The following is a 2024-nucleotide window of genomic DNA, read 5'->3' as shown; positions in this document are numbered from 1 at the left end:
GCCCTTATGCGCTATCTCCTCGCCCTAGACCAAGGCACGACCAGCTCGCGGGCGCTCCTCTTCGACGAGCGTGCGGCCCTCCTCCGCATGGCCCAGGAGGAGCATCCACAGATCTATCCTGAGCCCGGCTGGGTCGAGCACGATCCGGAGCTTCTCTGGCAGACCCAAATGCGGACCGCACGTCGGGTGCTCGCCGAGCACGGCGTCTGCGGGCGCCAGATCGCCGCGATCGGGATCAGCAACCAGCGCGAGACGACCCTCCTCTGGGAGCGGGAGAGCGGGCGGCCGCTCGCGAACGCCATCGTCTGGCAGGACCGCCGCACCGCGCCCCACTGCGAGCGGCTGCGGGGGGCGGGGCTCGAGCCCATGGTCCGAGACAAGACCGGCCTCCTCCTCGACCCGTATTTCAGCGCCACCAAGCTCGCCTGGCTGCTCGCTCACCTCCCCGGCGCGCGCCGCCGCGCCGAGCGCGGGGAGCTCTGCTTCGGGACGGTCGACAGCTACCTGCTCTTTCGCCTCACGAGCGGTGCGGTGCACGCGACCGATGTTTCGAACGCCTCCCGGACACTCCTCTTCGACATCCATACCCTCGCCTGGGACGAGGACCTCTTGCGCCTCTTCGACATCCCACCAGCGCTGCTCCCCGAGGTGCGGCCGAACAGCCATCTCTTCGGCACGACCGAGGCGAGGCTCTTCGGCGCGCCCATCCCCATCGCCGGGATGGCGGGCGATCAGCAGGCCGCGACCTTCGGCCAGGGCTGCGTTACACCCGGCCTGGTCAAGAACACCTACGGCACCGGCTCGTTCCTCCTCATGAACACAGGCGACAAGCCGGCCGCCTCGCGCGCAAGACTTCTGACCACCATCGCCTGGCAGTTGGGCGGCGAGGCGCCGCCCACCTATGCGCTCGAGGGAAGCATCTTCGTGACCGGCGCGGCCGTGCAATGGCTGCGCGACGCCTTGGGGCTCATCCGCGATGCGGCCGAGACCGAGGTCCTAGCCCGCTCGGTCCCCGACAACGGCGGGGTGTATCTGGTCCCCGCCTTCGTGGGATTGGGGGCGCCCTACTGGGACCCCGAGGCGCGCGGTATCCTGACGGGCATCACGCGCGGCACCGGTCGAGCCCACCTCGCCCGCGCGGTCTTGGAGGCAGCGTGCTACCAGACGCGCGACGTCATCCTAGCGATGGAAGCCGATGCCGGCACGCCCCTCTCCGAGCTGCGCGTCGACGGCGGGATGACGCGCAATGACTTTTTCCTACAGCTCCAGGCCGATCTCCTCGGGATCCCCGTCGTGCGTCCCACGCTCACCGAGACCACGGCGCTAGGTGCGGCCTATCTAGCCGGTCTTACCGTCGGTGCGTTCGAGTGGGGCGAGGGGATCGCCGCGCGCCGGCATTCCGGGCAACGCTTCGAACCGGCGCTGCCTTCCGAGGAACGGGACGCGCGCTACGCCGGCTGGCGGCGCGCGGTTGCACAAGCGCGGCTGCGCCCCTGATCCGGTGAACGACAACCCCGACCGCAGCCCCTATCGCATGGTGGGGATCCCCGACGGGCTCGGTGCCTACGACAACCACGGCGGCACCTTCACGGTGCTCATGAACCACGAGCTTCGCGAGGTGGCGGGCGTGCCGCGCGCTCACGGTGGGATCGGCGCCTTCGTCTCGATCGATATAGCCCACAAACACAAGATCCGGTTCCTCATCGTACACATCGATTACGGTTTAGAGCGCGAGATCCAGCGAACTCCAGGGCTGGTAGCCGGAAAAGGTCGGAAGCGGGAACGGTGTCAGTGACAGCTGCTCGGTGGAAACGGCGGGGCGGGCGATGTAACGGCATAGGGTTGCATCCACGGCGCGCCAAGCAGGGGCACTCCCTGTTTCAAGTTTGCCATGGCGTTGAGCGCCATATTCGTAGATTGGAGTACATCATGGCGACGACCGACTTGGCAGCAGGTATCATCTTATTTACGCGGCCCGATCAACCCACCGAGACCGAGCCCTTCGAGCTCGCTATTCAGCCTCT

The 2024-nt window shown here is 67.7% G+C and carries 2 protein-coding genes; both read left to right on the top strand.

Features of this window, described 5'->3' with window-relative positions; all coding sequences use genetic code 11:
- The coding region (gene glpK, locus M3461_06680) for a glycerol kinase GlpK (GenBank protein ID MDQ3774061.1) at nt 1-1497 on the top strand (1497 nt) is incomplete at its 5' end.
- Between the two features lie 4 nt (nt 1498-1501).
- Nucleotides 1502-1795 carry a hypothetical protein gene (locus M3461_06675; GenBank protein ID MDQ3774060.1) on the top strand — a complete coding sequence of 98 codons (294 nt, stop codon included), beginning with the start codon at nt 1502-1504 and terminating at the stop codon, nt 1793-1795.
- The last annotated feature ends 229 nt before the right edge of the window (nt 1796-2024 follow it).

The organism is Pseudomonadota bacterium (genome assembly GCA_030860485.1).
GTDB lineage: Bacteria > Pseudomonadota > Gammaproteobacteria > JACCXJ01 > JACCXJ01 > JACCXJ01.
The sequence above is the reverse complement of the archived record's forward strand: the minus strand, read 5'-3'. Positions and strand labels throughout refer to the sequence as shown.